Raw genomic sequence first — 25,740 nt, 5'->3', positions numbered from 1 at the left:
GTTCACCCCGCTCTTTTTCTCAAATCTTCAAGATTTTTCTTGTGCATCTCAATTTCATCGTTGTGTAGGATAGGTAATTTTTTTTGCCTTAAATCTTCTGCCTGTTTGCCTTCACTAAATTGAGCTTTGAAATTGTCATGTTGTCCCTTAAGAATATCACTGGATGCCTGAACAGTGGATTCTTTTTTCTCTATTTCCTCAGAAGATTCGTTGATTTTATGCACGTTTTCAGATCTTTGTTCCGCTACACGTCGCTGGATATCATTTTGCGGACCAAAACCCTGACCTGACTGTTCATGCAGTTTTGCCTGGTTTTCTTTGAAAGACGCCTGCATAGCATTACCCTGAACCCGCTGCTCCTCAACATTCATGGTTGCATGGCTATGGCTCATTTCGTTCCTGTGGCCTGTTGCTCCCCCTTGTTCCCGTAAGGTCACGGATTGGCGTAATTCCTGCTCCATCCCAGCGCTGGAGTCAGAGCGTTGCCTTTCAGTCGAATGTCTTCCGGTATCTTGATCACTGGATTTAATGGAGAGGCTATCCTGTTCGCTTCTTTGAGTGCCTGACTGGATTTGGGAGCTTTGTTCCTGTCTGCCGTAGCCAGAATGTACTTCGTTATGGCTGATTTCCCGTTGACCGGCTAAGTTCTCACTGTCCGTTTGATTTTGCGGTAACAATGATGACTCATGGCTATCCGAAGCTGAACCGCCTGTTCTAACAGACACGCTTCCCCCCCCAGATGAAACCTGTCCACCGTAAGTGCCCGCATATTCCGTCACCTGAGACGCTCCGTCTGTATGGTGGTTCCCCGTGCCGTTCGAATTATAAGAGCCACTCTCGACAGGGCTGTAACGTATACCTACATCATTACCTGCCGGGCCTGATCCTTGCTGAATGCCGTGGGCTGGCTGAACCACGTGCTCACCACTGAAGGCTGCATGTTCATTGCCGTTGGCCAGATCTGAACGACCCTGCTGATAATCCCCCATGATTTCAGGCTTGAGACGTTCATTCACGAACTCCATTGCCGCCTCGCGCGCCGATGGCGCACTTGTCAGCATAGACTGCGCTTTATCGCCGTATTTATTGGCCGCCCAATCCACAAACTCCTGCGTATAGTTTGTATCGAGGCTTGCACTCTGGTTCTGCGCAACAGTGGCCATCCGGCTGAACTCGCTACTCTGTGTTGAACTGGTGGTGTACTGATGGTACTGACTCTCAGCATCATTAAGCGTTGCAGCCAGCTGCTGAACATTGCTGCTTGCAGCATTCTCGGAATGATTCGCGCCATCGGTGATTCGGCTACTTTTGACCATATCCATGCCCTGGCGGAAGTCATTAACTGCCTGGCTGTTCTGGTCATGTCGCATATCCTGGTTGTTGGAGTGTGTTTCCTGGGTTCCATGAGAACTTCCACTTGAACCTTTAACTTCTGCGCCAGCATGCGCTTCAAAACTCACCCCGGTAGCCCATTTACCTACTTTACCAAATGCCTGATCGCCGGTATTAAATTTACCACTTGCTCCAGCATTAACACTGCCTTCAACAGATTTTGACATCAGTTGGTTATAGGCTTCCTGTGTGGAGATATTGTTCGCTTTCGCATAGCTTTCAGCGGCCGACATCATCATGCTCGCGCCGCGCGTTGCGTTAGTGGCCTGGCTGTTTTCACTGCCGCTGGTCAGGCTGTCGCTGGTACCGGTCTGGTGAGACAGCTGTGAGAGCTGCGACCAGCCACTGGTGACGCTGTGGTTGTAGCCATCGAGCGCCGTCTGCGCCTGAACCTGCGACTGGCGGGCTGACTCCTGGAAACCACTGCTGGCCAGCTGGCTGAGCTTCATGTTCACCGGCAGATTCGACATTGCGCCTGAGCCGTCGATAACCGTATGGCCACCGGCCGTCTGCGTCTTCGTGGAGCCATTATCTGCCTGCCACGTCTGCTGGCCCTGACGCTGCATCAGGTTGGTATCCATCTTGTTCTGGCTGACATTATCCATCGACATGTTGTTAAACGACCAGTTTCCGTCCGCCGTGGTCGCTGCCACACCTGCCGACGTGAAGGCGCCCGAACTGAGGACACTGCCTGCCACCTGGGAGCCCATCGCCGCAGCACCCTTGGTCAGATAGAACGACAGCACCGGAATGGACAGCGACAGATACCCTGCCAGATTCGCCACGTCCGAATGCTGCAGTGCCACCACATCCTTGTTGGCCAGCACCAGAGGCGTGCCCCCGGACTGACTCTGCAGCCAGTAGTTGGCGGCATAGTTAAGAATGGCGAACATCACCGGCCACATCTGGAAATAGATAAACCCGGAAACGTATATTTTCAGTGTGTTCAGACCAAACAAAGTGTGATTTGATGCGGCCAGCGCAATCATCAGCGGGAACAGGCATACCAGGATAAGCATCAGCAGAGACTGTGCAAACGGCAGCGTTCTGGTCGCCAGCTCGTTGCCAGCAGCCCAGGCGAGACGCTGTTTGGTGGCAGCGTTCTCGGTGGCCAGATTAAGCAGGTTAGCCGTGTCGGAAGACCGAGCGGCAAAACCCTTGATCCCCTGCCGTACTGCACTGTTCGTGATGTTATTCTTCATGATCTGCGCAGCAGTCATACCACCGGCATAGAAGTACCCGTAACTTTCCCCCATAGCATTGGCCAGAAGCGACGCGCCATTCAGTTTGTTGCCGAATACCTTTCTCGTCAGCCAGGTGAACGTCGCACTGCCCGGGTTGACGTCGGTATTGGCCAGCTTCTGGATCTCCGTTGCTGCCTGCTGACAGGTCAGGAACTGGCGTGAGGTGGAGGTCATCTTAAAGATGCCCCGCAGTGGGCTTGGGTTACTGGTTATCAGCGTCAGCGGGTCAGTAGAATTGAGCAGCTGATTGATGGTGTATTTACCATTCAGAAGAATGTCGCCGATCACACAGTTTTCCACGTAATCCGGCAGCATCTGAGCCAGCTCCGGGTTTTGCGTGGTGAAGTCACTGGTTTCCGCCACAATCTGCGAGCCAAACAGCATCCCGGTTTTGCTGTAGGTCACCGAGTCGGGTCTGGCCATCAACATGTCGTAAACTGACGCCATCTTGTACCCGATACTTGTCGTCAGCGACGCGATAGCCGCCAGGCCAACCGGTACGTTATCGGTTACCCAGACCGCACCGGGATCGGACAGGTCAATGACCTGCACTGAACGTTTCGGTACCAGAAGGATGGAGGTCAGGATCATGAAGACCGCCAGCCACTGGACGAAGACCATCGGGTTACGTTGTTTGATGAAAGTGAGCAATACGGCCAGCACCCCGAAGGTACCGGCAATACGCATTAAGGTGTGGAAGGTATTCTGACCGACAAGGGTGACAACGGCGTCCAGCGCCGTTTTCCACATTCCCCCGCCATAAATGGTGTATATCTCAAGCATCAGCGATCACCCCAGTGATAGTTGCTTTGGAAGGAGCCTGAAACAATGGTGGACACCTGCTGCTGCAGGTACTGCATGTTGCGGTCGATACCGTCCAGCGCGTTCTGAACAGCAGCTGACTGCAGCTTCATGTCAGCGAGAAGTCCCTGCGCATGAATGATGTTGTCACGTAGTTTGGCGGCAGCCTCTTCAGGGAAGTTCTTGCCAGCCAGCGACAGGCTTGCCTGTTTTACCAGCTCCTGGAGGTACTGGATCATCAGGTCCTGGGCAATGAAGTCGGAAACCTGCAGCAGGTAGGTGGCGCTCATCCCCATACTCTGAGCGTTAGTCAGGTACTTCAGCACCGGCACAGAGGTGGTGTTCACAAAGCCTTTTTCCTGATCGGTCAGCGCAGTATCATCTACCAGCTTGTTCTGCATTGAGAGCATCAGGTTTTTGACCAGTGTGACCAGAGCGTTGGACTCAGAAATCGTCAGGTTAGTGACGACAGGTCCCAAACAAAGAGTGGATTCATCACATCCGTAGACCTTCGCCGTTCCCCCGCGCATGAGGACTTTAATCAGGTCGCGGTTATCAACCAGTGGCGTCAGAATTGTCACATCGCCATTCTTGTTGAAAATAATGGAGCCGACAGTACTCATGACCAGCTCCTTCAGCGCGCGGTCGTTGCCGAGAAGACCATTCTTACTGAGAGTATCCCAGATAAGGTTTTTGTTTTTCAGCACCTGATCTTTCTCAGCGTCGCCTGCCTTAGCCGTGACTTTGTCGCCCTGTCCTCCGACGGTGCAGCCCTGCCGGGAAGCCGCCCAGTCGGAGAACATGTTGGTTTCGCCGGCAATGTCCTGGCAGATTTTCTGCTGGGAAACCTGCGTCACTGGCCACAGCCCGCCGATAATGCCCTGAGCGGCCTGGCACGAACTCATGTTCATGGAGTTAACATCACTGGCCAGCTTCTGAAGGAAGTCTTTAGCCTGCTTCAGCTCCGGTACCATCGTCTGCAGGGCCAGGTCGAATGCATAGCCTGCGGCGTTGCTCATGATTTGTTTCACGAATCGCTGAATTTCCTCGCCGCTGATCATACTGAACGCCCCGAGATAGGCGTCGATACCGCCGCAGCCGGCGTTCAGGGATGGCAGTTGCATCGAGACCAGCTGGACATTTTTGACGGGGTTCCGGAGGTAGACAGAGCCGCCGGAGAAGTACCCGGCCGCCTGCCCCTGCCAGGCCTGCGCCTGAGTGACGTTGCCGCTGTAGCCAAGATTATTGAAGAAGCCGTTCAGGTCGCCGTTGACGTCCGCCTGAGCAGGCAGAGCAGTCAGACCTGAGAAGAACACGACCCCTGCCGTAATAAGCGCCTTAATCATTAGGCACCTCCACAGCTTGCGTATCATTGCCTGCCGGGCTGTCAGCACGGTTCAGTTTGCAGCAAAGATATGTGGCCAGATGGAGCCAGCCGCTGACGAGTAAATTCACCGCAATGAGTACGCAAATCGCGGCCATTACGCTCCACAGCAGGTACTGCGGATAGTGGATGAGAAGCGAGAGCGTAAACTGTTCGGCGCGATCAACGGTGGCAGGTTCTGCCACCGCACTCAGCGTTGCACCGGCACATTTCACGTATACTCTTTCGACTACGGCGGTAAAAATCAGGGCATAAAACAGTTTCAGGGTTAACAGGTCAGTCCATTTTCGGGTTTCCGTATCCTCACTACTGTCTTTCAGTATCCCGATAGCCTGGTTTCGGATAAACGTCTTCAGTCTGATGTGCCTCATGCAATCTCCTCCCGGGGTTTCCTGTCCAGGGTCTGACGACAGACGTACAGCCCGGTGACGGTAAAAAAGAAGCCGATGCTCAGTGATATCAGCAGGAGCACCGGAAAATCCTGAAGACAGGTTGTCAGTTCAGGACGGTTCAGGACGCTGACCACCCGGTGGGCGAGCACCCCGTAGAATGCTGCGGACACAAGCAGCGTCACGCTGAATAACAGCCACACGCGCTCGGTACGCGATAACGCATACGTGTTTGTCGTCATTTTGTAGTCCGTTTGTATTACTGAGGGGTAACCTGCGCGCTTGCCGGCATGGGCGGCAGCGTTTTCGGATCGACGTTGTCCATGTCAGCCTGAATCAGGCTGGCCATACGGCTCTCAAGAGCGGGGATGTCCATCACACCCTGGGTCAGCGGGTAGGCTTTCAGGGTGTTGACGTTGACCATAAAGGCCGTCGGTGTCGCAATCGGCAGCCCGTTTCCGAAGAAGGTCACAATCTCGTCTGCAATGGGCGATTTAAGATCGCTCTTGCGCGGGATCATCGGCGTCGGAAAGGAGATATCGCCGCCGCCGTCCAGGGTGTACGGATAGACCTTAATTGCATGCTCATCGGCCCAGCCCTTCAGCAGCGGGTCAAACTTCGCGCTGTACTGGCAGTGTGCCTGCATAAAGAGCACCACGGCATAATCTTTCATATTAGCCCGACGTCCGTCCGGCAGCGCCATCAGGCTGGCTGGCGCAGGTACCGGAATGGTGGAGGCGGTGATGGCTGTAGCGTCTGCAGATGAGTTCGTTTTTGACGCTTCAAGCGCCATTAACTCCTCACGCGCACCGGCGTTCGCCAGCAGGGGCAGGGATAACAGGAGCGCAGTGAGTCCGGTTTTAATGTTCATGATCGGCTTCCTTATGCGTCTGTCCCCTTTCGTAACGGAACCAGCGATAACCGGCATAAATCACCATGCCAGCCGCACCGGCCCACATACCATTACACAGCCACAGCAGCCCCTGCTGCGTATGCTCCACGGACCAGGTCATCAGCTCGCTCAGTACGCGCGCCATCGTGCCCCAGAAAATCAGTCCTGCGAGAAGAGTTGGTTTCATTCCTGTGTCTCCTTGTTCTGCCGTACCAGAACCGAATGTCTGTCTGGTGAAATGCGACGCTGAGCGGCCCGGGACAGGCCATATAAAACAAACCACAACCCAAAGCCCAACATAGCGGCCATCATCCAGACGGAGCGCAACGTTGCATCTACCGAACGCACCCATGAATCGCTGTCAACGGGCCCGCGCTGACATAACACTTCAGGCGGGGCTTTCGCTAAGGCAGGAGGCACAGGCTTTAATGACTCTCCGGGTTCAGGTGGCGAGAAGCGTCCTGCCATCTCATGTTCATTAACGCACCCCATCACCTTGCCGGCAGGCACCCCCTCAGTCAGGTGATGAAAAGTCGTCAGGAATTGCCGGGAAAGAGAGCCGTCTGATGCCGCCAGCATCACAAACACATACAGCACCAGTGCCGGGCCGAGGACGAAGGAATACAGGGCAGCCCGCCCTGCATCGCGGATGAGGGTAAACAGTGTTTTTGTCATAAGGATCTCTCAGGAATTGGGTTTAAAGCCGGTGGCCACGTTCAGGAATCGCTTCGACAGGTCATCCTGAGTCATGAAGCCGTATGACAGCGCGCGGTAATTCTTGCTGCGCGGGTCAACCAGGAAGAGCGCCGGAAAGTGCGTGATATTCATCGACCGGGACTGTCCGGTGTCCGGACGACTTTGTGGCAGGGTGGCCGCAACCTGTCCGTCAACCGAGACTGGAATAAGTGAAATCCCGTTGGTTTTCGCAAAGTCAGCCACCACGCCCGCCATCTGCACATCGATCGGGTCACTGCCCCGGTAGAAGTAGAACAGACCATACTGCTGCGCCAGCTGCTCCACGGCGCTCTGCCGCGTCTGCTGGTCGCGGGTCTGCATAAACGGCGCCATGCTGTTGTAGTGCGGATACTCCAGGTTGTAGTCGAGATCAGGATGGCTCAGTTGCGCCGCCGCAAAGGACTGGCTGAACATCGATGCCCGGTCTGTCCAGAACTTCTGCCAGCGCAGGAACGTCGCCGTATTTTCCCGTGAGGGGAACAGGATGGCGCGGTTAAGCGCCTCCTGTGTGTACCCTTTAAGTACCCGGGCCTGCTCCATTGGGGACATCTTACTGAGATCCGGAATGGCCTGCGGTGCTGGCTGCTGCGGTTTCCGGGGCTGCTCAGGGGGCTTTTTCGGTTCGTTGTACCAGGACCAGCCTGTGAACGGCTCTGCCGGCGTCACAATCTCCTCGGCCATCACCGCATGGCTCGCCAGCGCCATGAGCAGGCCACAGAGGACACGCTTCATTTACCACCTCCCTGCTGGTTCACCTGCGCGGCAATGCGTTCCTTAATCTGCTGGACCTGCGCGCTGGTATCGGGGATTTTCTGATTCTTCATCAAATCCTCGTAGAAGTCAGAGAAGTTGATTTTGTCGAAGTCGATACTTTGCAGCTCCGGGACCGTGATCCCCCGGCAGTCCGGACTGTCGCCGCTGCCAAACTTAACGCCCAGCTGGTCGCGACGCCCCTGCTCCTGAATGATGCGGGCAAGCTTGCCGTCAAAGACGCAGTAGACCTGACTTTTCTGGATGCAGGCACCCAGCACCTTGCGATCGCACCGCTCGCCGACGCTGACAGTGATTTTCTTAGCCTTCGCCTTCCCTATAGCCTTCTCTTCATCATCACATGCGGCCAGTCCGGCGCTCTGTCCCCAGCCTGAGTCTTTGCAGCAGTTTGAGAAACCTGCAAAGGCCTTACGGCACCGCATGGCTTTACCCGTGAAGGCTTTTACCTCAATGGAGCTGCTTGCGTCTTTTGCGTCTTCCGCTGCCGAGGCAAGACCTGCCAGTTTCGCCACCGCCGTATCGAACCCGCTGCTCCCGGCACCATTCGTGTCATCACACTCGCCTGACTTACAGATGTAGTCGCCGCCGCAGACCAGGCCACCCGACTGATGCGTGGTCTGACACTGGTAGGTGTAGCTCATATGGGTACACTGCCCGTCGGTCGATTCGGTGCAGGTCGTACCTGCCGCTGTACAGGACGGGTTCGCCATCAGCGTTCCGCAGGTTCCCGTGGAGTCTGACGGTACGACATAGTTATCGGCGTACTCCCAGCAGTCGCTATAAACTTCATAGCTCTGGCCATTGTTAACAATGGTTTTATTTCCGCCCGGAGAGGTGCAGGTTGACGTAGTTTTCTGCGCCTTAGACATATCCAGGCCGCAGGATGAAGACCAGTTCACTTCGGGGGTAAAGGTTGTCTCAACTGCATTCATGACGAGGACCAGCGTAAAGCCTGACGCGCCGGACTGAAAATCAGCAATCTGTTCCCGTATATGCTTTTCGCAACGGTCCTTGTTCCCGCTGGTACACCCTGTACTGGTGTAAGCGCCGGCGGGTAAGGAGCCACCTTTAGACAACGGTGTAGCAGGTGCACCAGGAATCTTCCAGTCAAACGCCTTCCCAATCATTGTCTTGCTGACTCCCCACCAGGAGATTTTTCCTGCATTAACTTCACGGTCTGCCCAGTAAAAATGCGCGCTGATCACCGGTCCTGATGCCGGCGCTATAAAACTAAAACTGAATGAGGTACCGTTATTCGTAAATGCTACATCGCCATTGGCCGCCGTCAGTGTGAACGTTTTCTGCACTGTCGTGGTGGATGTATGTCCGCCAGGTGTTGCAGTTCGTGAGCAGGCTTCCACTGAGGCCACATCCTTGTCGCAGGTGTAATTTTCAAAGGTGGTTTTCGATACTGTCACCTCCTTACACTGGTTCGCGGTTCCGTTAAGCACACCGTCTGCGCCGGCTTCGGCATTTTTACCGATAGTGATGAAAGGGGCCTGTGGGTCGATGGCGGGAGTCGGGTTCGTTTTTCCGGAGTTGATAACCGACTGTGCTGCGTCATTACCCTGCAGCGCGGCCTGCCCTTTGTTGGCCAGCCCGCCGTCTCCGCCATCCACACCGCCGTAATACCCTTTCTCCGGTGGGTTAGCGGTATAGCCTGGTATTGCTCCTGTGACGGTATCCGGGTTTTTCAGGGCTCCCGTCCCGGCGGAAGCATTGCCTTTGCCAAAGCTCGCTCCCGCTTCAAAGGCAGGATCAGCTGCGCCAGCCAGGAGCGGAAAAAGCATCAGCACCGTTGAAAGTATTTTTTTCATTTCGCGGCCTCCAGAAGATGGCGTGCCGTTGCCGCACAATCACCACTTTCTGCCACTTTTTCGAGAGCCTGCTGCAGGGGCAGACTTCCCCGAATTACGTCATGGTGGCCAGGACAGGTCACCACCAGGGCGGGTACCGTGGTGATGTTGTACTGAGTAAACAACGTTGGATCGATTTGCACGCCGGCGTCCTTGTCCTCCTTACTCAGCTCAAACATGGCCGCCGCGGTCTGTCGCATGTCGTTATTGACCAGGCCGCGCAGCGTTGGCGGAATGTTGAAACGGCGGGCATCCTTCAGCATGGGTAGCAGACCTTCACGCGGAATACCGAGGCTCACAAAGTAAATAGCCGGGAACGTGTCTTTTTCCCCCATCGTGTTGTTCTGGGCTGCGATATCGCCCTGCAGGCGGTTTATCAGATCCTGTTGCCGCTGCGGCAATACGGGCGCGGCCGCCGGATGGCCCTGCAGGTCTTCCTTCATCGCCGCCAGCGCGTCCTGCTGACCTTTGATCAAGTTATGGTCGGAGACGGAAATATCGGTCTGAGCGCTCGCCAGGGCCAGCGGCGCGAAAGCAACCATGACGCTGATCGTCAGCGCCCGGAGATAAGCGTTTTTCATTGTCATGTCCTTAAAGGAATACGCAGTTACGTTTGCGCCAGAAGAGATAGCCGAAGTTCTTTTTGGAGGATGGAGAGTTATGCGTTGTGCCCCAGAGCTGCGTGCTGGCCCCGAAAGGATGACAGTTACCCGGTTCGGGGTACATGTTCACCATCTGGTATCGCCATCGCTCTTTCGGGATGATCGGGGATGGATACTGGTTACATACGGCGACGTCCGCGCCCACAGAGTTCCAGACCAGCCCCTCACGATGCATTTTGAATGCCATTCGCTCTCCAACCAGAAGAGAGGCCTCGAGCGGAGAAAACTCACCGCTGGTATAGCCGGTTAGCGGGTAGATAGACCCCTGACTTCCCGCGCACCAGAACAGCGGAGACAGAGGAAGACCCGCTGATGAAGCAGCTGCGTCAGCAGCGCAGGCCCCCTGAGCTATCAGGTTGCCGAACAGCGCTGCCTCGGGGTTTATCAGCATCGAGAGCGTACTGTCATTCCAGAGAGGATCGACTTCGGAGAGATAGGCTATATCCATGTCGCCGGTTTGCAGACACCCCAGACTGGTGATGATGTTCAGCCAGAAAATCAGCGGGTATTTGTACCAGTGGACATGATAGAAGGTACCGGCAGCGGGACGGTCACTCTGCCCTGCGGTTCCCGTTCCCGTTCGCCCGAGATCGATTTTAAAGCCGCCCATGTTGACCATGACGCCCGGCTCACGGGTTACATCCACCATCGCCATTGGCTCCCAGAACCCGATGGCCAGACCGATGCGGTAAAACACACCATATGGGCAAATCTGGATCGGCGAAGCCGGGTTGTTGGTATCCTTTTGGGGGCCAGCGGCCAGCTGAATATTGCCGAGCGTCATCGGAAACAGGCACTTCCAGCAGACATCGCTTATCGGGTTAACCCAGCGGCCGTCACCGGCGTTACTGGCTGCGGCCGTTGCCTGGGATGGCATACAGGAAATAAGAACCAGTAACACACCGGCCAGCCATGAAAAGTGCTTCATTTCACCTCCCGCAGCCATACACAGACCGGGCCGTCCTCAGTGTCATGAATGGAGCCAATGAACCAGCCCTCGCCCTCTGGCGCGGAAGGGAGCCAGTCACTGATGTTTTGTTTCCCCTTTTCCCAGTCGGCGATCACCTGGGGAGGCGCGTCGTTTTCCATCCAGCGGGTGGCACAGGTCAGATTGTGCTGGCGCATCCAGTCGCCAAATTCAGTCTGTGTGACCTCATCACTGGCCGGTGCAAAATAATGAGGGTGCGTCCAGAAGCCATTGCGGTCACGGGTAACCGTCACCGGCCTGACAGATTCAGGGTGAGTCATGGGGTATCTCCGGGAGTGCCGCAGCCACCGGACGGCGGGAGGGCTTAAGAAATGGTCAGTGGTTTTTGGCTTTATCAGCCGCTTTCATAATGATGGCCAGGCGTTGTTCCTGGCTCATTTCGTACAGGGCAAGAATGGCTCCGCGCAGCACGTGAGAGGGTTTGTACAACGGGTTATCGTTGAGGATTTCATCCTGCTGTCGGGCCGAACCCTCATCGTGACGTACTGACGAGATGGTGACATTCCGGCCCTTTTCAGTATCAGGGTCTTTTTTCATGGCGTTACCTGGTCGGGGGTTAATCGGAAACCGGGATGGCATTCAGGCTGAGGCGGAGCGCAACGCAGTGAGCACCGAACATCCTGAAGGGCAGCGCGGTTGATCATTGGCTGTTTTCCGGTCTGGTGATGTACCAGCCAATGAGCTCACTGCCACGTATGAGTATGCTGAGCCACGAGCCGGCGTATCCATCGTTCACTGCCGCATCTTCGTTGTCCTGCATCGCCTGCTCAGATAGTCTCGGCGACGTATAGTTCTGGCGCGCCCGTAAAATCCGGCGGCTGATTTGTTGCCGATCAGTCTCTGGAATCGTCACGCGCAGTGATTCATCGCGTGTCAGTGCATAGCCCGCCTCAGTCAGGCCTTTTTCCAGCTCGGCGAGCAATACCTGGTAGTATTCCCGGTTAGCAAAGGCGTGAACCGCATCGGCATGTCGGGCACCACCAAATTGTGCGAGGGGGACGGGTATTCCCGGCCTGCTCTCCCGCGCCCGGCGCTCACGCCGGGCACATGCCACGTACTGAACCACAATCCAGCCAGCGAGTAGCGCAACCACTACCAGAATACCGGCCATGCCCTCGGTATCGCGCAAACAGGTGAGCATCCCCTGCAGCCCCTGAGGGTCGGTGAAGCAGCTGATTAACGCCATGCGTTCATCTCCTCCATTCTGTTGCGGATAAGCCTGACGAGGTACAGGGGAAACGCTTCATCACGTTTTTCCGGCGCCATAGGCTGAATCTGGTTCTCCACGCACCACTGATGCCAGGCACCGGCGATCAGCGCCGGTTGCCATGAAGCGATTTCAGGGTACAGCTGACAGAGGCGATTCACTTCCTCTTCACTGCCTTTGGTATCAGCATTGAAACCTGTCATGTGCTGAGACACAGACGGCGCAGCGGTATTGTGTATCAGTGACATTCGGCGTTCTCCTGCCCTTCACCTGCAAACAACCTGTCGAGACGCTCGGAAAGTAACAGCGTCTGGCCCTTTTTACGTTTCGCGCTGTCCTCGGCCCGCATGTTCTCCAGTAAGAGGTGAATGATGTAGTCCGGGAAACGTTCATCACGTTTCGACGGCTCCCGGCTGTCCTGCTGGTTCTGCTCACACCAGTGGAGCCAGGCTTTGGTCACCAGTACCGGATGCCAGGAGTCAATTTCGGGGTACAGCGTCTTCAGCCGTTCTGCTGTTCCCATGCGAGGAGTTATCTCAGCGGGTTTACGCGGTTTTCTGGCGTAACGGTGATGGGATGTGACCGCCTGACGCATTTCGGGAAACAGGTCACCTAACGTTGTTGCACTCATTTTTTCGCTCCTGATACCGGAATTTCTTCCACTTTCATCACGCGGCCATCGCGCGATATCCGCACGGGGATGTGTTCAAAACCGAATTTACGGGTCAGTACGCCAGACTGGTCGAAGTAGATACGTTCATTAAGCGCATCACTGGTTTCTTTGATGTTGCCGTTCACCAGGATGACCTTTACGCTGGTCTGATCGGCGAGCTGCTGTCGGGTCCAGTTCACCTGCTCCTTATCATCGCCGTCGATAAAAAAGAGCACCTGGTTGAAGGGCACCTTATCCAGAGGATTGACCGTATCGCCCTTTCGGGCGATCACGTTGCCCTGCATGTCAGTGATCGTCTCCTTCACGGTAAATGTCGGGTCCCAGGCAAAGCTGCGGTATTCCTTCGCTTTCGTGAGCCCTTCCACCGGCGTCGGACGTACTGCATGCTCCTTCACTCTTTCCGTTGCCTCTTTGCGCAGACGGTCAAGTTCGCCAGTCTGCTCCATTCCCTTCAGGCGATTCTGGATAAACGCCAGCATGTCCTGCTCTGCAGGCTCGAAGACGTTGCCCCAGGTTCCGAGATCTTTCGCCCCGCTGCCGGCGGAGAGCATCAGCAGCATCGTACCCATCAGCTTTAGTCGTCTTTTCACTGGCCCCCCTGAGTGCGGCGCGCAATGTCGGCACGGATCTCATTCGTGATATCCCGCTGGTCGCTCATCACCGCCGGTTTAACCAGAATGATGGCGTTATGTGAGGCCTGCCATTCACCGAGACTCTCTGACAGCGCTGAATTGAAACGCGTTGTCAGCACCCTGGCCTTGTCTTCATCGAGCTGCAGTTGCGCGGACTGCTGCATGAACAGGTCGACTGTCCCCTTCATATCGAAGACCACCACCTCCGGTGTGACGGCTTTCGCCGTCACATATGCCACACCTGTCATGGCCAGCAATCCTGCCAGCCCCAGCATGCTGGCTTTAACCCAGCGGGATGTTTTGCTGGCGATAGTTGCACCATCGTTGACGGTATCGACGTCATATGGCTTGTCCTGTTGTTCACTCATGCTGCTTTCACCCATTCTTCAAGTTCACGAAGTTCATTGCCGAATTTCTTCTCCGCCAGCAGATATGCAGCTTCCTCCGCAGTGGCCCCGGCTTCTCTCTGCAATTTCTGCATGAAGGCAAAGTCCTCACCACGCGAGCTGAACATGGCGCGTGTGACGGGGTCGACGAACAAACGGTGGAATGAGCTGTATTCCCCGGCGTTTATCAGCAGGGAGCTGTAGCCGGTCTGCAGGGCTGGCTGGAAGCCACGGATAACTTCTTTTTCCATGTCCGAGAACTGATCCGGGTTATCGGCAAGGTACTGTTTAAACGCCTTAGCATCCTGCAGCAGGGTGATTTTGGTGGAGCTGTTGTTCCAGGCGGCTTCCGCTTCCTTACTGGCGCTGAAGTCCTTGATGCCCTGGGTGATAGTGATAAACGCGCCACGGTGACGACGCACGGTTCGGTAGCCGGTTTCGATAAACCGTGCCGCGTGCGGGTTGGAGCCACCCAGCAGACGCCAGGCCTCGTCGATGATGCAGACTTTTTTGAGGTCGCGCGGGCTGTGGTACATCTTTTCCTGAATCGCCAGAATGAGCGAGAACAGGATCGAGGAGAGCAGCTTCGGCTTGTCTTCCAGACTCAGCAGCTCCAGTACCGCGAAGCGGGTTTCACCATCGAGCGTAGGGGTGTCGGCGTTAAAGTATTCTCCGTCCGGCCCCCAGGTGCAGTAGGTATCGAGCAGCATGGCCAGCTCAGCAAGGCGCGAGATGATGGTCGGCTTGTCTGCAAACGCCTGATTCACATCCTCGTTAGTCAGGTAATTATGGACGTCGTCGATACGGGCTTTGTTTGCCTTTTTCTCCCACGCATCCATTACCGCTTTCTGTAGGATCGCCTCGCAGACGCCATCAAGCGGCTGCGTCGGGCTGGCAAGTACCGTCAGCAGACGCACAATCCCTTCAGCAGAGTGCTTGATGTCTTTGACGTTGGCGAACGGGTTAAAGCGCAGTTTAGAGCCATCGAGATAAACCCCACCGGCCTGATGACAGTAGTTTTTGTAGCTGTCCCCCATGTCAATAACCCAGCCGTAACCGCCGGCATTCAGTACATCGCGCAGCACCCCCTGTATCAGAAACGATTTACCTGCCCCGGACGTCCCGGTAACCGCGATGTTGAAGTTGGTACTGCCATTCTCCTCGCCAAACATGTCGTAGAACGCGACCTGGTTGCGGTAGGTCGGCAGCGGCATACCTACATTCGACAACTGGCGTTCGGCCACGACCGGCATCAGGCTCACCGCGTTCCATGACTTGGCGCGCAGCGTCGCGCCTGTTGTTTTCAGGTCTTCCCACATCCCTTCCTGCATGACGAACGGGAAGCCGGCCAGCCAGTTACGCATCTGCTGGTACTGTATCGTTACCATCTCCAGCTCGTTCTTGCGGAACACGTTCACGGCGGCCAACTCACAGGCCTGTGCATCAGTAGTGTTGTCCGGCGCGAACAGGGTCAGGTTAAAGTACGTGTTGCAGAGTGCAATTTCGTTATTGTTCAGTTGCTCACGGGTACGTCGCCATTCTTCTGCGGCCCTTTTGGTGCCGGGAAAAAGTGCGGCGTAGGCTGAGTTGGCCTTTTTGGACAAATCGGTATCTTTACGAAATGCCTCACTCTGACTTTTCGTCTGCTCCTCCAGCTCCGTCGTCCAGGTCAGCATAAAGGGACAGGGTATTCCGAGGTCAGGAAAGCGCAGGTTCTGCAGATTGTCAGCCCCCTGCCACAGGGCGAAGCGTTTAGGCGTTTTAGCAAGCTGCATGTTGATGATGCGGCATGCCGATGCCGGCAACCGTGTCCCGCGCGCGTCGATGGTCTCGGGCAACGTCATCCGGAGATGCGACGGATAGACATCAAGCCCTATACCCTGATCAACCACCTGGCGGTTCAGCTTTTCATCCTCGTTGTAGTCGCCTGAGGACGTCAGCACCTGTTCCTGGCGGTAGTTCATCTGCTCGCGTACCGCAGACAGGAAGCCGTTCACATCGACGTTCACGCTGTCGATGCGCGCAGCGCCCAGGGAGACGCGGATGGTGTTGCGGATCTGAATCAGGTCATCAATCACCCGTTGTGTCTGGGAAGCGCGCTTCAGCGGCTGACCATAGACAAGAAAGATACGGTAGTTACGCAGGTAAAGCGGGTAATCGCGTTCGTTGGCCAGACCGTGCAGCGCAGAGCGCTGCCAGAACGCGCGGGTGATTTTATTGAGGTGATCGGCCATCCCTCCTTTCCACATGTCGTTACTCACACCGCGATCGATACGTTCCCCGACACACTTGCTGGCGAGCATGATGACGGTGACGGGAGTCTGGCGGGGCAGTTTTTTGCGCAGCATGTCATCGAGCGCGGCCATCACCTGTTCGTTCGCGCCAGGCAGCGGGGCGGCTTCCATGATGAAGCCTGCAGAGCCGGCGTTGACGAAAATCTCATTGATGTCGTCGTAATACCGGTACGGCAGTGCCGCAACCAGGGACGGGTAGCCCCACGTCTGGGAAAGATTCTCGCGGGCCGTGGCGGCACCGTCTTCCTCTTTCCCGTTTTTCAGCATATCCATCAGGTTGTCGACAAAACTCATTTTCGACCCTCCGCAGCGGCCCGGATTAACTCCAGGCGACGCAGCTTCTCTTCGTTCATTTGCCCGGATAGCGGTGCATCACCGGCTGTTTTAATCTGCCAGTCACAGCTCACGCTCAGAACGGCCAGCGTTTCATCGTCGGTATCGACTGACTGTGTGGCGGTGATTTGCGTCGTTCCTTTCCGTGAATGGACTAACGATTTCGCCAGATGATCGATGCCGTTCTTGCCGGTAACGTAATGGCTGCTCATTCCCCGCCCTCCCCGATAACGCGGTAGCTCTCATCCCAGTGGGATTTGTTTTTCACGAACTCAACCACAGCCGGCTGATGAAAGTTGTCGTCCGTGTCCACCCAGGGGGCAATCCACAGGCGCTGCGTGGCGTCAGGAATACGCTGAACCGGAACGCGGCCCGCCGTGTTAACCGGCACGGGGGTCGCATGACTCGGCGTGGCCAGCGGCGTGACCAGTGAGCCGGATGTTTTCGCGGGCGCAGTGGTCAGAGGCCTGGCGGCGGTGGTTCCGGTTGCTGCGACGGAGACAGGACGGAACGGATTCACGACCGGTGCCGAATTGCGCAGTGCCGGCAGGGTTTCACCCGCAGGCTTTTTTGCGGTTTTTTCGGCAGTCAGGTCATCCAGACTTTTACCCTGAGCGGCCAGCTTGTTGGCCTCACCGGTGGTCAGGCACTGGTCGGTCGCAGTCTTGTTACAGTCGAAATCAGAATTGAGACCGGCGCAGCCGGTCAGTGCGCTGCACAGCAGTGCAGCACCCAGTAGTTTTTTCATGGGGTAACTCCGGTTTTAATTTCAGGGGTATTCAGGGAGGGGTAATACTCAATTTCGATTATTTACAGTTGCACTGAAGCACAGTGAAACCCAGCTGCACAGCAAGGCTGCAAAACACGCCGGCATAAAACATGTCCAGCGTCAGAAAGTTCAGGTTCATCTGGATAAAGCCATAAACAATGGCCCCGATCAGCATTCCTCCCCACGGAACGACTGAACCATACATAAAGTACCAGTCATCGCGTTTGTTAAAGGCAGTGCCGCTAAAGCATACGAGGAACACGCTTAAGAGCAGGGACACTCGCCAGGAGACCCAACCCATATCACCCACGCCTTTAAGATTGAGCATTGCCCACACAGTCAGTTCGATAGTGAATACCAGTGCTGGAATCAGGATATAGCGATAGTTGTGCAGGATTTTGAGTAATGGATAGCGTGCCATGTTGGCAGACATAAACACTCCAGTGAAATGAATTAAAGGAAAAAGGTGATGACACGATACAGAACGCCGATGGTCAGCCTCCCATTCAGCAATATGCATCCGCATGCTCCTGAGCAGGTTATTATTACGCTCTTCGTCACGCATTACGGCTTCCCCCACGAAGAGCGGCATCAGAAATGGCGCTGAACTCCGCGTCCAGCCACTGTCTGAGTTCTTCCCGTGTCAGCTCATCCTTGTGAAAAACAGAAACGGCCAGGGTGCGCATGGCATCAATATCAAGCGGCTCATATGCCCGAATTTTCTTCTGTATTTTTTTTTCCCATGTTTCACCAGCCTGCAACAATCCGGCGAGAATAAATGCAATTCCAATAGCAATTGAAGCCACGGTAAGCCTCTGATTGCCTGACCAGAAGCTAAAAATCAACATCCCTGTAGCGGTTAATATCCCTACCAAGAATATCCAGTGGGGTTTTGTGTTTTTTCCTGCAGACCAGTCTTTCCAGTCTCGTTCAATCCCCCTCAGAAAACTAATGCGGTCATCTGTGCGTGGCCCCCTCATTTATCCTCCTTTCCTTCGGGTGTTGCTTCTGAAGGTGGTGAGTTCAGCTCCCGCCACACCATGCCCCCGGGAATTGATTCAGCAAGAAAAAGGTTTCCAGCCAACCAGAGAACTAATCCGGTCAGCTGTATCCACTTAAAACTGGAGTAAAGAGCGGCGAACAAAATGGACCATGAAACGATGAATATCAGCGCTGGCCTCCATCTGGTTGTTGCCCAAAACAGTAATTTTCGTGCGTCCATCTTCATTCCCTCATCAGTTGATGGTGTCACCGAGACGCAGCTGACTGGCCTGGCGGAGAACGTCATCAGGGTTGATGTTGCCGACTGAGGTGGTGCTGGATGCAGTGGTCTGGCTCGCAGGTTGCGGAGTCACGGCGTTCTGCGCGGCGTTGCCGGCTTTCTGCAGTTCCTCTTTCGCTTTAGCGTCCTCAGCGTCTTCCAGGGTTTCAAGGCGGAAGCCCTTCTGGAACACGACAGTTACCAGGTTGCCTGCACCGATATCAATTACGGGGTGATACTGCTCGGCGCGCTTAATCCAGTACTGGCTCAGCGTGTCGGCCGCCTTACTGGCTCCGCCGCCTATACCCTGCTTAAACACGTCGCCGGCACCTACATCCGCTGTGGCACCGAGGCCGACAGATGGTGTTGCCGCAGATTTGATACCTTCACCAAAACCTGACAGGAGGCCTGCTGCACCGGCGTAGCCGACAATCATGCCGTTCCGCATGACTGGCTTGCCGCGAACGCCGCCTTTCCCCTGATAGCTGACATGTCCATCGAACTCCATATCGACGTGCTTGCCGTTTTTCAGTACGCAGCTGATTGATTTCGTCCGGACAATCCCGCGCTCGCTGGAGATGTCACCCCAGATTTCACCCACCACAAAGCAGCCGTCAGCGCTGTATTCTTTGTTGTTCGGCATCTGGATGTTGCCCAACAGGCGGATGGTGACGGGCTGGGTGTTCTGCTGACCGGTAACGCTGGCGTTGGCGTCGGCCCCTTCAATCATGATGGCGTCAGAGAAGGAGCCTGACGGAATCCAGGGTAGTTTGGTCGGCTTTTTCATCAGGCTGTCGTATTTGAACTTTGTTGTCGACAGGCCACCTGTCATCCTCTGGCCTGAGCCGCCCGGGTAGAACGCTGTCCCCTGCCCCATATTCACACCAGTGGCGGCCGGTGTGCCTGTGGGGGTCACGGTGTATTCGGGTGGTCGGGCCTGACCGGCAGCAACAGGACCGGGGAGTGGTGTTCCGTTCTGACCGGCAGGTGGTGTCTGCTGGCCAGTGGTCGTGTTGCTGCCGGGGGCTTTCGTTAGCTGGTCATTCAGGCGCTGAATTTCTTCGTCCTTTTTGGCCAGTTGTTGCTCGGTGGTGAGCTTGTTCTGTGCAAACTGCTGGGTGAGCGTGGCGAGCTTGTCCTCAAGTGCGGAGGTCTTGGCCTGCTGCTGTGCCAGTGCGGCATCATTAACCTGCTGGTTAAACGCTGCCGTGACCACGCCGGTCATGTTTGGGGTGGCGACCGGCGCGGGGTGTTTCTGTTCCTGCTGATGTTGCCCGTACCAGATAACGCCGCTCGTGGCGGCGGCGCCTCCCACGATAACAGCGGCAAGAATGGCCAGCTGTTTGCGCCGGGTTTTCAGGTTTTTATTCAGACTCATGGGCGGGTGTCTCCGTCATCTGAAAACACAATCCAGGCGTAGCCTTCGCCACCTGCATAAAGCTGGTTCTGCGACAGCATCACGGCCCGGACGCCCTTGCGCCAGAAATCGCGCTCGCGCAGGCTGCGGGTGATGCTGCCCGGGTTGCTCATCCGGAAGCGCACAACGCGCAGGTGGTTACCAACAAACTGGCGTTCCGGTGTCAGGCGTACATCACTGGCGGGTGTGTATGCAGGCATGCGGCTGACCGGATACTCCTGGTAGTCGTCCGGCACCTGACCGTTGACTACGGCGCGGGACAGTGCGACCAGTGTTTTTTCGTAGGTCTGCCCTTCTTCCCATGCCTTCGCATCGTCGTTCTTGCGAAGTGGTGGTGACATTGGGGTGAAGCGCAGTGTTTTGCCGTTACCCGGCTGCGGCCTGATGTTAAGGCTCAGGGATGAGCCGCGGTCGGTCTGAATAAACAGCGTGAAGTTCTGGCTGACAAGTGGAGACAGAATAAGTGCTCCGTCGTCGGTCTGGCTCTGGTCATAGGCACCGGTTGGTCCGCTGATGCTGGTAATGAGTTCTCCGTCGACAACAACCTTGCTCGGGTTGGTGTTGCTGAGAGTGACGTTAAAGGCGGCGTCGTTCTCAAACGGAATGGCTGCGGGTGCGGAAGCGGCCCGGAGGCCGCTGGTAAATAATCCCGCTGCCAGAAACACAGCAGCAGCTGCCGGTGAAATACGAAATTTCATGGGCAGTCCTGTCAGTTGGTGGTGGATACCGGCTGGAGTTCTTCGAAGCTGTGGAGGTTAATCACACCGTTCTCATAGCTCAGTTTCAGGCGGTAGGTTTTTTCCTGGTCTTTCATTGGCGTGATGATTACGCCGTTAGTGGTGGAGGACTTCAGAACTCCGCTGTACTGCACGGAGCCATCATCCATGACGCGAATTTCTTTCGTGTCGAACTGGGTGGAAATGCCCGCTTTCCTGATGCGTTCAGCTTCAATGTCCAGAGCTTTCTTGAGTTCGTCCCGTTCGTCGGAAGGGGCGAATCCAAGAATCATTTTCTGGTTGTTGTCGATGTTTTCCGGGGTGACGTTCAGTCGCCAGTAAATAAAGGAGGCGGCGAATTGTGTCAGGCCTGGGGCATCGACACCTTTTGAATCTGATGTGAAGGGGCGATTAAATGTTAATGGTGTAGTAATGGTTTTCTGGGTGGTGGCAAAATACCATGCAAGCGAACCTGTCAGTACGTTACCGGCCCCCATAAGTAAAGTTAAAGCTGAAAGACCAATAAACGCATAGCGGAGTTGTTTATCGCGCTCTCCTTTAATATTCAGTTTCATGAAAACTATGCCCTCCAGTGCCGGAAACTAGAATCAGGTATCTGGCGAAAGGTTACTTTGAATAAAAGTGATGGCAGGTGCCAGTAACAGAAATTAAGTAACCAGTACGACCCCTGCCCTTTTTTCAGATATCTGACGATGAACCAGAGGATTCCCGCTATAACGCCAAGTTCAACTGACAGGTTGTTAAGCACCCCCAGAACAATAAGGGGTGCGGTAACAATTAACTCATCAATTGGCAAACCTAAATAGCGGTCCTGCTGGTTCATTGTTTCCGGGAAGTTGTATTTATCCTCCTCCCCGCTCATCGTTTAACTCGCGATGCCGAAGGCTACACGGGTAAAGATGATTGCCATTACGATACCGACGAATACCAGCGGTGAGCGGGCCTTGATGTAAATAAACAGGCCCATGATGATTTCGGCAATGTAAAACCATTTAATCAATGAAGAGCCAGAACCGAAGGTGGAATTAACCGTGGTGTTCTGTGAGGAAAGAAGGTCGGTGCCGCCAGCGAATGCCGGGTGAGTGACCATAAGTGCAATTAAAAAAGCGCCTACTGACTTTAAGTAAAATTTAGTCTGGCGATTTTCGCGTGCTTTGCGGAATAAAGACGCTACCGCCCATCCCTTACCGACGTTAAGGGCACTGCCTTTGGTTAACATGTTTGTTTTCTCCGAAGTAAACAAAAGTGAGTCGCGTAAGTGCTTGTTTACGCGGGCGCAATTGTCCCATGACCCTAAAAAAAAAAAACTGTGACGAATGTCACGCTTTTTGGAATCATTCAGATTTATCCGAATATGTAAGTGAGTAGGCTTTGTTGACCAGAAAGTACGGAAATGGCCTCCGGGATCTATAGCTATGAAAGTTAAAGAGAAAATGTGGGATGGTCGCGGCCGTCCACGTAAGTTCCAGCCGGGTGAAGCTGTGGAGTGGCGATTGCGCGCTCCGGATAATCTGCTTATGGAGCTGAGAATATGTGCCAGAGCTGGCAACAGGAGTGTGAATGAGGAAATTATTGCCAGGCTTTTGTTGTCGCTGAATTATCAGCCGGGTAAGCCTGTGATTAAAACAGCGGAGGGAGAGAGGCTCATTGCGCTGGCGGTGAGATTTGAGGAATGGCTTGGAAAATTACTTGATGGTGAATCCGTTGATGCTGTGAAGGAAGTTAATGTCCCGCTCAAGCAAGAGCAATTGTGGATGTGGCGTGAGGGTGAAAGAATTTTGCTTCCGGGAAAAACAACCGGATATAGCATGCGTATTCCTGAGAACCTTGCGGATGAAATCAGGGCAATGGCGAAGGTGCATAACCGTAGTCTTAATGACGAAATGCTCACCCGCCTGATGAATACGCTGGGTTATTTCACGGAAAGGTTACTTGACCAGAACGAGGATGCGCAGGCACTTAAAGTTCTTTGCATGGAGTTCGAGGTGTTCCTGAAGGAAAAAATAAGGGGGGTGGAGAAAAGTGACCTTCCCTGGGATGAAAAGCCGTCTCAGTGAGAGATGCGAGCCGGGGTTTCCGGCTCGCAGATTTATTCTTTTTCGTTGATGAAGTGCCTTGATTCCGCTTCATCCTCGGCTGTGTTTATGCCACTTAAAATCATATCAAGCGTTTCTTCCAGGCGACCTTCGCCGTCTTTTCCTGTCATTTTTAAATACATCTCAGCGATTAGGGTGGCAATGAGAACTGTGCCTTCGCGTGAGCCGGCTGCTTTTCTTATGAGGTCTCTTCGATATCCTTCGATATCAAATTGATTGCCATCCTCGCCATCGCGTTTATAAACAAGCAGTCCAAGCCTGATTAATTCGTTGCAGGTAGCTGATATGTTTGCTTCTCCAGCATTAGCGCCGTTCTGCAGGTCTTGTTGAACAATATCGCGAACTTCACGTTCAATTTTATCTTTAAGGTAGATGCCGACTCTTCCCATATTTCTTACCTGTTTTAAGTTAGTGTCGGAACCGACACTATGTATGGCCTGTTGGTGGATTACCAGATTGCTGTGCAAGGCTGTAATGGGTTGATACTGCTGCGAATTTGTGTTCTATACAGTAGTACAATCCAGCACTAAGATGTGCGACAGTGTGACACTGTGCGATATATAATTCAATGTAATTACAGCATATCTACAATTGTACGATACATGTGAGACACACCGACACTAACAGGTATCAGGATTATACGACACTGTAGTGTCGGTATGTACGACATCAAACGGTCATATTCCAAAAATGCGCAAATTTCTTAAAGGCATGCACCTGAAATTAAAGGAAAAATCTGCAAGACGAAGTCTTGCGTGGGGTGTGATGTTTTAAAGGGTTAGTAAAGAGCGGCGTGTTAATACCGTCTACTGCTCTGACATGTTTATTTCGGACGGGTGTTAAATCCCTTCAGGAGAGCGCTCACGCGCGTTTGTAGTGAATTAACTTGATTACGACGATCCGCCGGGGTATTTTTTAAGGCGACTCTCCAGAGCCCGTGTATTTCGTTAAAAGGCCAAACAATGAAAATATCGATACTGCCTGCGGCATTGCTGACCCTTTCCATGTCTGCTGGCGCAGCTCCCCTGATGTGCTTTGATCAGGCCGGGAAAGATTATCAAATTGATCCGCTGCTGCTTATGTCAATTTCAATTAAAGAGAGCAGACTTAATCCGGGTGCGATAAATGGATCTAACAGAAATGGAACAGAAGATGTCTGCGGGATGCAGGTGAACAGTTCTCATTACGGTAAACTTAAAAACTTCAATATTACCCGAGAGCGCCTGTTGAATGATCCATGCATCTGCGTTTATACGGGTGCATGGGTACTGGCGCACAACTTCAGGTCATACGGAAAAAACTGGGACAGCGTAGGGATGTATAATACGGGGCCGAGCAAAAAGCTCATTGTGCAGCGCAAGGCGTATGCTCAGGATATCAAAAATATATATCGTGTATTGCTCGCCAGAAAAAAGTTGCTTTCTGAACGTCTGGCGCCAGCTGCGGGAAAGGAGAAGGCGATTCAAATTGCGGAAACGGCCTCGTTACATAGCGGACAGTAAAAAACCGCTCTGTTGAGCGGCTTAATTTTCAGGCCTTCAGTTTTGCAAACTCCTCCGCCATTTTCCAGAGCACCTGATTTAATTTGATGTCACCATCAATTCCGGTGACTTCCCGCGTTCTGGTCACCTTCCCTTTTTGCGTTCTGCCACGAATCCCCCCACGGATCACATTTTCCTGTACCACGTTAAACGTGGTCCATAAATCCTGGCCTCTGTCGAGTACCCGGCGGGGGTTAATAATTTGCTCCGGCGTAATCGGCGCTGGTTTTCCAGCGTACTTAAGTTCCAGAGCGGTCGCACCAAAAAGTCGCTGCTCAGGCAAAGTAAGCTGAATGCTTTTCATGAGGTCAATATTTTCATCAACCGCGTCAAATGTTTTCAGCACCGTGTAAGCGCCTTCAATAACCTGCCCGACAATATCCCCTTTGTGGGGTACGCGGATTTCACCAAAATCCTTCCATGCAACCAGACCATTACTGCAAACCTGACGGAACATACCGGGGATCATTTTATAGCTGCTTGAACCATCATGGCTATTCAGCAGAATAATTTCCGGTACTTCTTTCCCGTTAATCTGGTCATGACGACGCAGGCGAAGCATATGTTTTGTAAATTCTCGTTTATCCTGGTCACGTGTGCGTGACTGCGTTGCATAATACGGCTGAAAACCTTCATCACGTAAACGGTCAAGAATATTTATGGTCGGGATATATGTATAACGTTCAGAGCGTGAATCGTGTTTATCCGATGAGAACGCGCTCGGAACGATGAGCTGTAATTCCTCATTTGTCAGCGGGCGGTCTTTACGGATCGAGACAGGCATACGATAGCGGCTTGCGAAACTGACCATTTTTATTTACTCCTGATTATTTAGTAAGTGATGAAGGAATAACGCGGTGAAAATTATCCAGCGGCATTGCAACTGCCACCGGGCGACCATCCACAACCCAGACAGAGATATAATCCGGGCATTCGTCATTAATTAACGTCAGCTCAGTGGCATTCTCTGGCGGCGTAAAAATTGCCGGTTGTGGCTCCCCTTCCGATGCTGCCAGGACCCAACAAAACAGATCCGTGAACTGGGACGTGGTGAGGTTTGAATCACATCTTCCGGTAGATTCTTGAGCGGCGGTTTTGACGTTGACGTTTTGTGTGTGCATCCTGGTTTTCTCCTGTGGTGATGGTTGTCCATCTCCCTGGTGAGTTCTCTCGCGGCAAAGGGCAAAAGGAGCAACGGCGGGGCGGCAGGAGAAGGGCGCAGACAAAAGTTTTTGCGGCACGCAAAAAGTTTTGGCGGCGTGCATTTCACCCTTCGGATG

Annotated in this window: 33 protein-coding genes; 2 read left to right on the top strand and 31 right to left on the bottom strand. The window is 54.1% G+C overall.

Translation table 11 applies throughout. The annotated features are described in order from the left end of the window. Nucleotides 1-2 precede the first annotated feature (2 nt). The 28 genes from traG to SP99_RS22480 all read right to left on the bottom strand — a co-directional run bounded on the left by traG (nt 3) and on the right by SP99_RS22480 (nt 22,042). On the bottom strand, nt 3-3,419 hold the full coding sequence (gene traG / locus SP99_RS22620; RefSeq protein WP_047959893.1) for a conjugal transfer mating-pair stabilization protein TraG: 3,417 nt from the start codon (nt 3,417-3,419) through the stop codon (nt 3-5). Beyond that, complete coding sequence (traH, locus tag SP99_RS22615; protein WP_047959892.1) at nt 3,419-4,783, bottom strand: conjugal transfer pilus assembly protein TraH; 1,365 nt, start codon at nt 4,781-4,783, stop codon at nt 3,419-3,421. Before traH ends, traG begins: the two co-directional genes overlap by 1 nt. Continuing rightward, the gene (locus SP99_RS22610) at nt 4,776-5,192 is read right to left on the bottom strand and encodes a hypothetical protein (RefSeq protein ID WP_047959891.1); all 417 of its coding nucleotides are present in this window, start codon (nt 5,190-5,192) and stop codon (nt 4,776-4,778) included. The genes traH and SP99_RS22610 overlap by 8 nt, the downstream gene beginning before the upstream one ends. Then, on the bottom strand, nt 5,189-5,452 hold the full coding sequence (locus SP99_RS22605) for a hypothetical protein (protein WP_045620799.1): 264 nt from the start codon (nt 5,450-5,452) through the stop codon (nt 5,189-5,191). Before SP99_RS22605 ends, SP99_RS22610 begins: the two co-directional genes overlap by 4 nt. Nucleotides 5,453-5,469: 17 nt before the next feature. Beyond that, nucleotides 5,470-6,081 (bottom strand): F-type conjugal transfer protein TrbB, encoded by a 612-nt coding sequence (gene trbB / locus SP99_RS22600; RefSeq protein WP_047959890.1) that lies wholly within the window; start codon nt 6,079-6,081, stop codon nt 5,470-5,472. After that, nucleotides 6,071-6,289 carry a hypothetical protein gene (locus SP99_RS22595; protein WP_047959889.1) on the bottom strand — a complete coding sequence of 73 codons (219 nt, stop codon included), beginning with the start codon at nt 6,287-6,289 and terminating at the stop codon, nt 6,071-6,073. Before SP99_RS22595 ends, trbB begins: the two co-directional genes overlap by 11 nt. Then, complete coding sequence (locus SP99_RS22590) at nt 6,286-6,777, bottom strand: hypothetical protein (protein ID WP_047959888.1); 492 nt, start codon at nt 6,775-6,777, stop codon at nt 6,286-6,288. The genes SP99_RS22595 and SP99_RS22590 overlap by 4 nt, the downstream gene beginning before the upstream one ends. 9 nt (nt 6,778-6,786) lie before the next feature. After that, nucleotides 6,787-7,569, bottom strand: coding sequence for a type-F conjugative transfer system pilin assembly protein TraF (gene traF / locus SP99_RS22585; protein WP_047959887.1), 783 nt, complete (start codon nt 7,567-7,569; stop codon nt 6,787-6,789). Continuing rightward, nucleotides 7,566-9,425, bottom strand: coding sequence for a type-F conjugative transfer system mating-pair stabilization protein TraN (gene traN, locus SP99_RS22580; protein WP_047959886.1), 1,860 nt, complete (start codon nt 9,423-9,425; stop codon nt 7,566-7,568). Before traN ends, traF begins: the two co-directional genes overlap by 4 nt. Next, a complete protein-coding gene (gene trbC, locus SP99_RS22575; RefSeq protein ID WP_047959885.1) occupies nt 9,422-10,045 on the bottom strand; it encodes a type-F conjugative transfer system pilin assembly protein TrbC in 624 nt (207 codons plus the stop codon). Before trbC ends, traN begins: the two co-directional genes overlap by 4 nt. Before the next feature lie 10 nt (nt 10,046-10,055). Further along, nucleotides 10,056-11,054: a conjugal transfer pilus assembly protein TraU gene (gene traU, locus SP99_RS22570; RefSeq protein WP_015572105.1), complete on the bottom strand. Its 999-nt coding sequence runs from the start codon at nt 11,052-11,054 to the stop codon at nt 10,056-10,058. Beyond that, nucleotides 11,051-11,374, bottom strand: a complete 324-nt coding sequence (locus tag SP99_RS22565) for a hypothetical protein (RefSeq protein ID WP_045341727.1) — start codon at nt 11,372-11,374, stop codon at nt 11,051-11,053. The genes traU and SP99_RS22565 overlap by 4 nt, the downstream gene beginning before the upstream one ends. A 55-nt stretch (nt 11,375-11,429) precedes the next feature. Continuing rightward, nucleotides 11,430-11,651, bottom strand: a complete 222-nt coding sequence (locus SP99_RS22560) for a hypothetical protein (protein ID WP_047959884.1) — start codon at nt 11,649-11,651, stop codon at nt 11,430-11,432. A gap of 103 nt (nt 11,652-11,754) precedes the next feature. Beyond that, nucleotides 11,755-12,300, bottom strand: coding sequence for a hypothetical protein (locus tag SP99_RS22555; RefSeq protein ID WP_197086115.1), 546 nt, complete (start codon nt 12,298-12,300; stop codon nt 11,755-11,757). Then, nucleotides 12,291-12,569, bottom strand: coding sequence for a hypothetical protein (locus tag SP99_RS22550; RefSeq protein ID WP_015572101.1), 279 nt, complete (start codon nt 12,567-12,569; stop codon nt 12,291-12,293). The genes SP99_RS22555 and SP99_RS22550 overlap by 10 nt, the downstream gene beginning before the upstream one ends. Then, entirely contained in the window at nt 12,560-12,952 is a 393-nt protein-coding gene (locus SP99_RS22545) for a hypothetical protein (protein ID WP_047959883.1), read from the bottom strand. Before SP99_RS22545 ends, SP99_RS22550 begins: the two co-directional genes overlap by 10 nt. Further along, nucleotides 12,949-13,584: a type-F conjugative transfer system protein TraW gene (gene traW, locus SP99_RS22540; protein WP_047959882.1), complete on the bottom strand. Its 636-nt coding sequence runs from the start codon at nt 13,582-13,584 to the stop codon at nt 12,949-12,951. Before traW ends, SP99_RS22545 begins: the two co-directional genes overlap by 4 nt. Further along, nucleotides 13,581-13,994: a type-F conjugative transfer system protein TrbI gene (gene trbI, locus SP99_RS22535; RefSeq protein ID WP_015572098.1), complete on the bottom strand. Its 414-nt coding sequence runs from the start codon at nt 13,992-13,994 to the stop codon at nt 13,581-13,583. Before trbI ends, traW begins: the two co-directional genes overlap by 4 nt. Continuing rightward, nucleotides 13,991-16,600: a type IV secretion system protein TraC gene (traC, locus tag SP99_RS22530; RefSeq protein ID WP_015572097.1), complete on the bottom strand. Its 2,610-nt coding sequence runs from the start codon at nt 16,598-16,600 to the stop codon at nt 13,991-13,993. Before traC ends, trbI begins: the two co-directional genes overlap by 4 nt. Further along, a complete protein-coding gene (locus SP99_RS22525) occupies nt 16,597-16,851 on the bottom strand; it encodes a hypothetical protein (protein WP_015572096.1) in 255 nt (84 codons plus the stop codon). Before SP99_RS22525 ends, traC begins: the two co-directional genes overlap by 4 nt. After that, nucleotides 16,848-17,387, bottom strand: coding sequence for a type IV conjugative transfer system lipoprotein TraV (gene traV, locus SP99_RS22520; protein ID WP_015572095.1), 540 nt, complete (start codon nt 17,385-17,387; stop codon nt 16,848-16,850). Before traV ends, SP99_RS22525 begins: the two co-directional genes overlap by 4 nt. A 58-nt stretch (nt 17,388-17,445) precedes the next feature. Further along, complete coding sequence (locus SP99_RS22515) at nt 17,446-17,973, bottom strand: hypothetical protein (RefSeq protein WP_156167817.1); 528 nt, start codon at nt 17,971-17,973, stop codon at nt 17,446-17,448. Beyond that, nucleotides 17,966-18,388 carry an MgtC/SapB family protein gene (locus tag SP99_RS22510; RefSeq protein WP_047959880.1) on the bottom strand — a complete coding sequence of 141 codons (423 nt, stop codon included), beginning with the start codon at nt 18,386-18,388 and terminating at the stop codon, nt 17,966-17,968. Before SP99_RS22510 ends, SP99_RS22515 begins: the two co-directional genes overlap by 8 nt. A 255-nt stretch (nt 18,389-18,643) precedes the next feature. After that, complete coding sequence (gene traB, locus SP99_RS22500) at nt 18,644-20,047, bottom strand: F-type conjugal transfer pilus assembly protein TraB (RefSeq protein WP_047959878.1); 1,404 nt, start codon at nt 20,045-20,047, stop codon at nt 18,644-18,646. After that, nucleotides 20,044-20,784 carry a type-F conjugative transfer system secretin TraK gene (gene traK, locus SP99_RS22495; protein ID WP_015572089.1) on the bottom strand — a complete coding sequence of 247 codons (741 nt, stop codon included), beginning with the start codon at nt 20,782-20,784 and terminating at the stop codon, nt 20,044-20,046. The genes traB and traK overlap by 4 nt, the downstream gene beginning before the upstream one ends. A gap of 11 nt (nt 20,785-20,795) precedes the next feature. Further along, a complete protein-coding gene (locus SP99_RS22490; protein ID WP_047959877.1) occupies nt 20,796-21,377 on the bottom strand; it encodes a TraE/TraK family type IV conjugative transfer system protein in 582 nt (193 codons plus the stop codon). Nucleotides 21,378-21,382: 5 nt separating this feature from the next. Further along, on the bottom strand, nt 21,383-21,685 hold the full coding sequence (gene traL / locus SP99_RS22485; RefSeq protein WP_015572087.1) for a type IV conjugative transfer system protein TraL: 303 nt from the start codon (nt 21,683-21,685) through the stop codon (nt 21,383-21,385). A 3-nt stretch (nt 21,686-21,688) separates the two neighbouring features. Next, on the bottom strand, nt 21,689-22,042 hold the full coding sequence (locus SP99_RS22480) for a type IV conjugative transfer system pilin TraA (protein WP_047959876.1): 354 nt from the start codon (nt 22,040-22,042) through the stop codon (nt 21,689-21,691). 196 nt (nt 22,043-22,238) lie between these two features. On the opposite strand from SP99_RS22480, the gene SP99_RS22475 reads away from it, so the two are divergent. After that, on the top strand, nt 22,239-22,880 hold the full coding sequence (locus SP99_RS22475) for an Arc family DNA-binding protein (RefSeq protein ID WP_047959875.1): 642 nt from the start codon (nt 22,239-22,241) through the stop codon (nt 22,878-22,880). A 32-nt stretch (nt 22,881-22,912) separates the two neighbouring features. Here the strand turns inward: SP99_RS22475 and SP99_RS22470 are convergent, their stop codons facing one another. Beyond that, complete coding sequence (locus tag SP99_RS22470; RefSeq protein ID WP_047959874.1) at nt 22,913-23,308, bottom strand: relaxosome protein TraM; 396 nt, start codon at nt 23,306-23,308, stop codon at nt 22,913-22,915. 573 nt (nt 23,309-23,881) lie between these two features. On the opposite strand from SP99_RS22470, the gene SP99_RS22465 reads away from it, so the two are divergent. Beyond that, nucleotides 23,882-24,421: a lytic transglycosylase domain-containing protein gene (locus tag SP99_RS22465; RefSeq protein ID WP_047959873.1), complete on the top strand. Its 540-nt coding sequence runs from the start codon at nt 23,882-23,884 to the stop codon at nt 24,419-24,421. Between the two features lie 28 nt (nt 24,422-24,449). Here the strand turns inward: SP99_RS22465 and SP99_RS22460 are convergent, their stop codons facing one another. Both SP99_RS22460 and SP99_RS25185 read right to left on the bottom strand, forming a co-directional pair. Further along, the gene (locus SP99_RS22460) at nt 24,450-25,271 is read right to left on the bottom strand and encodes a DUF932 domain-containing protein (protein ID WP_047959872.1); all 822 of its coding nucleotides are present in this window, start codon (nt 25,269-25,271) and stop codon (nt 24,450-24,452) included. A 16-nt stretch (nt 25,272-25,287) separates the two neighbouring features. Next, nucleotides 25,288-25,740, bottom strand: a 453-nt coding sequence (locus SP99_RS25185) for a hypothetical protein (RefSeq protein ID WP_231584330.1), incomplete at its 5' end; no start/stop codon positions are given.

It is taken from the genome of Enterobacter sp. BIDMC92 (assembly GCF_001030225.1).
Lineage (GTDB): Bacteria > Pseudomonadota > Gammaproteobacteria > Enterobacterales > Enterobacteriaceae > Enterobacter > Enterobacter sichuanensis.
The sequence above is the reverse complement of the archived record's forward strand: the minus strand, read 5'-3'. Positions and strand labels throughout refer to the sequence as shown.